The 6867-nt window shown below is 69.6% G+C and carries 4 protein-coding genes and 1 pseudogene; 2 read left to right on the top strand and 3 right to left on the bottom strand.

The genetic code is table 11. The annotated features are described in order from the left end of the window. Nucleotides 1-45 precede the first annotated feature (45 nt). The 3 genes from ABZ374_RS39065 to ABZ374_RS39075 form a co-directional block, all read right to left on the bottom strand. The gene (locus tag ABZ374_RS39065) at nucleotides 46-1641 is read right to left on the bottom strand and encodes a hypothetical protein (RefSeq protein WP_360321030.1); all 1596 of its coding nucleotides are present in this window, start codon (nucleotides 1639-1641) and stop codon (nucleotides 46-48) included. A gap of 342 nt (nucleotides 1642-1983) precedes the next feature. Continuing rightward, complete coding sequence (locus ABZ374_RS39070) at nucleotides 1984-2850, bottom strand: hypothetical protein (protein ID WP_360321033.1); 867 nt, start codon at nucleotides 2848-2850, stop codon at nucleotides 1984-1986. 556 nt (nucleotides 2851-3406) lie between these two features. Continuing rightward, a complete protein-coding gene (locus ABZ374_RS39075) occupies nucleotides 3407-3895 on the bottom strand; it encodes a hypothetical protein (protein ID WP_360321036.1) in 489 nt (162 codons plus the stop codon). A gap of 570 nt (nucleotides 3896-4465) precedes the next feature. On the opposite strand from ABZ374_RS39075, the gene ABZ374_RS39080 reads away from it, so the two are divergent. Both ABZ374_RS39080 and ABZ374_RS39085 read left to right on the top strand, forming a co-directional pair. Continuing rightward, the gene (locus ABZ374_RS39080) at nucleotides 4466-5713 is read left to right on the top strand and encodes a hypothetical protein (protein ID WP_360321039.1); all 1248 of its coding nucleotides are present in this window, start codon (nucleotides 4466-4468) and stop codon (nucleotides 5711-5713) included. 311 nt (nucleotides 5714-6024) lie between these two features. Then, nucleotides 6025-6867: pseudogene (locus ABZ374_RS39085) on the top strand (hypothetical protein); the annotation flags it as partial.

The following is a 6867-nucleotide window of genomic DNA, read 5'->3' on the forward strand; positions in this document are numbered from 1 at the left end:
CGTTCGAGGTCTCCGCGCCGAAGGATTCCGGCGCGGAGAATTCGGTCAGGAGATGGAGAGTGTGAGCGTCGCGCTGTAGTTGCCGGGCGCCTGGTACGCCGGGACCGCCAGGGACAGACCCGCGTCGGCCTGGAACGTACCGCCGGTGACATCCGCGTTGGGCGCGGACGCCAGCGTGGCGCCGGTCTTGCCGATCGGACCCGCGCTACCGGCCACCGCCTGGCTCGGCGAACCCTCGCCGGGCGTGAGCTTCGGAGTCCAGGAGAACTTCTCCGCCGGGATGGTGCCGCCCGCGTTGTTGCTGAAGTCGGTCACCGCGCCGGTCAGCGTCCAACCGGTGGCGCCACCGCGGTAGTCCTTGACCGTCACCGTGTTCAGCGCGCCGGTCATGTTCTGCTCGGTGCCGTTCAGGGTCACGTCGGAAAGCTTGATCCCGCCGTTCTCCTGAGAGATCGTCAGGGCGCCGCCGGCGATCGTGCCGGTGAGGTCCTGCTTGAGCGTTCCGGCCGGGGGGTTCCCGTCGACCGTGAACGGCGCACCGGCGGACAGCGTGCCCGCGGTGTCCTCGGACGCCGCGATCAGCGTGGTGTCCGCCTTGTTGACCTTGACCTTGGCGGTGAACTTGCCGTCCGCACCCGCCTTCGCCACCACCAGACCGGGAACGTCCGGCTGCTGCGCGGCATTGGTCGGGACCACGTAGACGGAGGCGTCCGGCGTGTAGCCCTCGCCGTTCACCGTGACCTCGGTGCCGACCGGCCCGTGGGTCGGGTTCAGAGTGAGCTTGCGCGGGTTGCTCGGCACGTCGGCCTTGACCGTCACGTTCGACGTCTTGGACTTGCCGCCGACGGTGACCTTGAGCTGGTACGAGCCGTCCGCGACGGCCGCGCCGATCGTCGCGGTACCGGCGAGCGCACCATCCGTGACGGTGAGGGCCCCGGTGACCTTGGTGGCGTCACAGGCGTTGCCACTGGCGTCGCACAGTTCGACCGTGGGCGTACCCGCCGGCCAGTTCGTCCCGGCGACGGTGAGGGCACCGCCGGGCTTGACCTGTCCGGGAGTGCTGGTCAGGGTCGGTTCCTGCGGGGCGTCGGCGACCGTGTAGGACGCGATGACGCCGTTGCTGCCGGTGACTTCACACGTGGCCGTGGTGGTGGGCGGCGGCAGATCGGGCACGTTGACGTCCAGTGCGAACGTCTTGAGCGTGAGATCGATCTTCGTCCCGGGCGCGGCCTGGGGGATCGCCAGGTCGGCCGTGAACTCCGGCGGGTTGATGCCGGTGTTGGGACCGATGTTCGCGGTGAACTCCGGTGCGACCACCGTGACTTCGCCGCCGGTGCTCAAGGTGAAGGTGTACTTGCCGATGAATCCGATGTTCTCGAAGTCATAGTCGGGACGCAGCGGGTTCTCGCCGGCGTCGATCTTGATCTTCACCGTGCCCGGCGCGCTGCCGGTGTCCGGCGTCAGGGTCGCGTCGAACGTCTGCTTGCCGGTCTTGTTCCAGTTCAGGATCGGCTCGGTGCACACCAGGTCGGGGTTGACCGACCCGGCATATGCGGCCGGCGCTCCCGCGACCAGACCGGCGGTACCCGCGATCATCGCGACGCCGAGCGACGCGACAACCTTTTTTCTGGGTTTGAACATTGTGGTGCTGCTCCCTTCAGGGGGTTACCGCCGGCCGCCGAGGGGCGGGGCGGTCGAACACCACACCGGAGCGAGAGCCGAGGAGCGTCGCACTTCCGTGGGCCCGGCGCTCCGGTGCCGTACCTGAGCGACCGCCTCGCTGAAGATCCGTCGCACACGACCGAGGCGGCCGTCTCGCCGTCCGTCGATTCCCTTGCCGGGCACGGACCCCGTGCTGCGAATTGAAACCTGTTTCAGATTCTGGCGGCCATTCACGCGCGATCCCGTCACATAGTCAATAGCCGCCGGGAGCGGCGCGGTCGGCCTTCCGGGCAGGGAAGGCCGACCGTCCCGAGACATCGATCAGGCGCTGCGCGAGGCCCGCACGCGACGGGTCGCCAGCAGCACGCCGCCGATCCCGAGCAGACCGATGGTGCCGCCGAGCAGGCCCATCGAGAGCGCGTCGTCGAGCGGACCCGTCTTGGGCAGCGTGCCGCCCGCACCGGCGGTGGTGCCGGCGGTCGTACCCGAGGTGGTACCGGTCGTGGTGCCCGCGGTCGTGCCGGTGGTCGTACCCGAGGTGGTGCCACTGGTCGTACCCGAGGTGGTACCGCTCGTCGTGCCTGAAGTCGTACCGCTGGTCGTGCCCGAAGTCGTGGAGGCACCCGGGGTGTTGACCGTGTAGGCGACCGCCGTCGAGGTCATGTTGCACGGCACCGGGAACCTCAGCTCCGGGTCGATGACCTGGAGGTCCAGCGAGAACTTCTTGGGGCTCAGTTCGAGCTTGCCCTTGGCATTGCTCGGCACCTGAATGTTGACGGCGAATTTGGGGACGTCGATCCCCACCTTCTCCTTCACGGTGAGGGTGGCCGCCGCGCCGACCGCGGTCAGCGTCGCGGTGCCGCCGTCGGACTTCGCATCGAAGACCACCGTCGGGATGATCTTGACCTCGGCGGGGACCGGCGACGACGCGGGGCTGACCCCGGGGTCGATGCTGAGCTGGATCGACTTGCCCGGAGTCGCGTCGGCGGGACCGGTGATGGTGAACGGCTGCGGGCCGGAGACCGACGGCCCGCCCATCGCATCCTGGACGACCTTGTCGGCGAATTCACACTTCACCTGGGTGGTGACCGGCGCCGCGCCGGCCTGCGGTGCGAACGCCAGCATGCTGCCTGCCATGACGGCGAACGCCGCCACGCCGCCCGCGGCTCGCTTATTGGGCCTGACCATACGGTGGTTCTCCCTTCGGGGGGATCTCTTGCTCGTCGAGAAGTCCTGATCGAAACGGCCGGAGCGACGCGCGCTCAGCAGGGCCGTTCCGGCGTGTCGGCCTGCACCGACCCGGCACGCGCCCCGACGCATCGGGTACACGCGGTCGCCACACCCGACTTCCCCCTTTCGAGGCGCGGGCCGGGCGGGAAACCGGACCACGCAAGCACCGGTGGGACACGCCTCGCGTTCCCTGGAGGGGGCTTCCCTTGGCGCGTCCGGGAGACATCGAGACTGTTCCAGTACTTGATGTCACGTCAGATCTTCGGGTGACGGTACGACAAGTGGCATGAGCGGACAACAGCGAAAAGCAGAAAATCTGCATCCGTCGGACACGGTTCCATATCGCGCGGACCTGCGAAATCACTGTGTCGACAAGGCGGTCGACAGGTCCCCACAAACTCGACACGTGTCGCGTACAACCGATGCGCGAAAGCCCCCCAAACAGCAAAACTCCGGGCGAGAACGCCCGGAGCCTGGCTGTGCGCCCTGTTCGACGCGAAATCGAGGACCCGCGCTAGGAAACGACCACCGCGGCCGTCACCGCGAGCGGCACCTGCGACTGGAGCACCTGCCCGTTGTAGACGCCGAGGATGCCCACGGACGCGCGGTACTCCCCGGGCGCGAGCGGCTCGGCGTCCGACCTCAGGACGGCCGTGCCCGCCTGAGCCGCGGTGAGGCAGTCGACGTACTCCCCACCGACGGACACCCAGTCACCGTTGCTCGCGTGCTTGGACAGGCTGTAGAGCACACCGCACTGCGTCCATCCGGACGGCGTCGGGCTGTTGAAGTCGATGTACGTCGACGCCTGGAGCGTGTCGCCGACCTTGGCCAGGCACGCCGTACCGACCGTGGCACCGTCGGGCGCGAACGTCCTGGGCCCGTCGCAGGTCTGCCAGTTGTCGCCGACGCCGGCCGTCCCTGCGGACGCGGGGGCGGCGAAGCCGATGGTGGCGGCGAGCATTCCGGCCGCCACGAGTGCCTTTGCCTGAAGCGAAGCACGCATGCTGTTTCCTCTATCCCGGGGTGAACGTCCCGGCGCGCGAAAGGGCGCGCCGGGTGGAGCGGCACGTACGGATCAGCTGGAGCGCGGCAACCCTGACACGGCGTCAGATCGAAAGCCGGCGCACGGCGCGAGTGACACGTGTGCAACCGAAAGTTGGCGCGGTATCACCGTGTGTCGCGACACTCTGTCCCGCTTCCCACCGAAAACTTCCCGGGCGGCTGCGGTGAACCGGACGGTTTTCGGCCTCAATCGAGCGGAACGCTCCATTCCGCCCCACCGGCCTTGCCGTGCCGCGTTTCCTGTGGAACGCGGGCGACCGGCCGGACCGGCCCGACCGTGACACTGAGCCATGGCGACGACGACGCTGCGTACCGGCGCTTCTCGAACCCGTCACAGCCGGCCGCGATCCCTTGACACCACGTCAGAGGAGCGGAATCAATGGGCATTTGGCCCATTTATGGAACACGTTTCAGGCCGGCCGCCCCGATCCCGAACGGACGGGGCGGGATCGAGGCCGAAGAACGACGCCGAAGAACGAAGTCGAGAAACAGGGAAGGGAGCGTCCCGCGCATGGTTCCACCCCGCAGGAGGCTGTTCGCGATGTTGGGGGCAGGCGTGCTCGCCGCCGGCGCGGCAGGTCTCACGGCGGTCGCACCCGGGGCCCAGGCGGCGCCCGTGGAGCACGAGGTGAGTTGCCGACCGCCGGCCCTGGGCGGTCCGGACTTCACCTGGAAGCCGAAGGTCGAGTTGTCCGTCTCGGCGCCGAAGCAGGGTACGTACAAGGTCGGCGAGGAGGTGACCGTCACCTGGCACTGGGCCTCCCCGCCGCGCAATCCGTGGACGTGGGTCGACGTGATTCCGAACACCGAGGCGCCGAGCGCCACGGTCAAGCTCTCCAACGGCCAGGTCGGCGACATCACGCTCACCGGCCCCGCGAAACACCCCGGCGTCGGCGGCGCCCAGCCGCTCCCGGTCGCGGACATGACCGGCCGATTCACCATCGCGGCCGAGGGTCGGATCGACCTGGCGCCGGGCGCGTACGTGCTCAAGCAGACCGCCATCCAGGATTCGCCCTGCACCCCGGTGCATCCGGACCGGCTGCCGGTGTCGGCGAGCATCCAGATCGGCACCACCCAGACCCCGGGCCAGAGCACGGGCGGCGGCACCGCCGCCGGGGGCTCGTCCGGCGGCGGCACACCGTCCGCCCCACCCTCCGGCGGCGCCACGACCGACCCGACCGCCGGCACCGCGGGCGCCGGCGACCCGACGCTCGGCGGAGTCGGCGCCACCCCCGGCCCCTCCGCCGGGGCGACCACCCCGCCGCCGAGCGCCCCGCCCCTCCCGCCGCCGCTCACCGGCCAGGTGCCGCAGACCCCCGCCGACACCGTGGCCGGACCGCTGTTCATGCGCCAGAACTCGGCCGGTGTGACCATGCCGCAGTTCCAACCCAGCGGTGACGCACAACAGTTGGAGGGCCGGCTGAACCCGGTGTCCATCCTGGATCGACGCGGCAGCACGCTCGGCTGGACGCTGACCGCACAGGCCAGTGACTTCGTCGGCCAGGGCGGCGAGATCGTCCCGGCCCGGCAACTCACCTGGATCCCCGCCTGCACCACCGTCGAGGGCCCGCCCGCCGCGGTGGGTACCGGTGTGCCCGGCACGGTCGGCGGCAGCGCCGAGGTGCTGTGTCGGCAGAGCCCGAGCACGGGCGCGGTCACCGGCGGGGCGTTCGAGGCGAACGCCCTGTTGAACCTCTCGCTCCCCGGCGGTTCGCGCTCCGACGCCTACACCGGGAATCTGACGCTCAGTCTGAGCTGAGTCACCGTCGGAGACCGGGACGCCCTCCTCGCATCGTTCGAGGAGGGCGTCCTTTCGTTTCCGCGCGCGAATCCCTTGACTTTGTGATCTTCGTGAAGCGGAATGATCAAGCACGATTTCTGCAACACGTTCCACCGACCCGGCGGGCCGCATCCGTTGCGACGTCCGCCGGTCGCGCACGAGGTATCGAAGCCCGCGCGCCGCGTCCGGTCCCGACGGCGGCGCGCCCCGGCCACTCGATGCGGTGTTTCGGCTGCCCCGCCCTTCCCCGGCGCCGGCAGAGCGGTAACCGAGAAAAAGGAACGCACCATATGTTCAAGGCAAACAGGCAACTCGCCGCGTCGCTCGGCGTCGTGACGATCGCCGGCACCGTCGGCATGGTGGCGCTCGCGCCCTCCGCGAACGCGGCGGACGTCGACTACACCTCGCACTGCGTGAACCAGATCGTCAAGGACCTGGTGATCCCGGACGGCAACCTGAAGATCGACCTGTCGGTCGCGCCGGCCAAGCCGCGCTACGACGTCGGCGAAGAGGTCACCGTCACCTGGACCTGGAAGTCGTACCCGAAGGCGCCGCCGGAGATCCCGGTCGTCGGCAAGGTGGACAAGGACTCGACCCTGCCCAAGGGCAGCGTCACCCTGGGCGGCGCGGCCACCGGCGAGGTCGCCGTCGAGGGTCAGCGGATCAACCCGGAGACCGGCCCGGGCCAGGAGTTGGTGCTCACCAACATGACCGGCAAGGTCAAGCTGACCCAGGCCGGCGACGTGACGCTGACCCCCGGTCTGTACTCGACCTTCACCAAGGCGTTCGGCTTCGACGCCGAGACCAAGTGCAACCCGGTCACCGCGGTCGCCCCCTCGGCCACCCTCAAGGTCGGCGCGGCCGACAAGCCGGTCCTGAACGCACCCTCCGCGGCGGTCGAGCCCGGCAGCGAAGTGGCCCTGACCGGCTCCAAGTTCGCGCCCGGAGCGGTGACCGCGACGCTGGACGGCAACGCCGCCGGGATCGCCGCCTCCACCCTCTCCGCGGACACGGCCGGCAACCTGAGCGGCACCGTCAAGCTGGCCGACAACGTCGCCAACGGCGCGCACACCCTCACGGTGACCGACGCCGACGGCAACAGCGGCCAGGCCCAGTTGCTGGTCCGCAAGAAG

Source organism: Embleya sp. NPDC005971 (assembly GCF_040629175.1).
Taxonomy (GTDB): domain Bacteria; phylum Actinomycetota; class Actinomycetes; order Streptomycetales; family Streptomycetaceae; genus Embleya.

What these genes read in the sequence shown, in the direction of transcription:
- ABZ374_RS39075 (WP_360321036.1), bottom strand. Translation starts at nt 3,895, where the DNA reads ATGCGTGCTTCGCTTCAGGCAAAGGCACTCGTGGCGGCCGGAATGCTC.
- ABZ374_RS39065 (WP_360321030.1), bottom strand. Translation starts at nt 1,641, where the DNA reads ATGTTCAAACCCAGAAAAAAGGTTGTCGCGTCGCTCGGCGTCGCGATG.
- ABZ374_RS39080 (WP_360321039.1), top strand. Translation starts at nt 4,466, where the DNA reads ATGGTTCCACCCCGCAGGAGGCTGTTCGCGATGTTGGGGGCAGGCGTG.
- ABZ374_RS39070 (WP_360321033.1), bottom strand. Translation starts at nt 2,850, where the DNA reads ATGGTCAGGCCCAATAAGCGAGCCGCGGGCGGCGTGGCGGCGTTCGCC.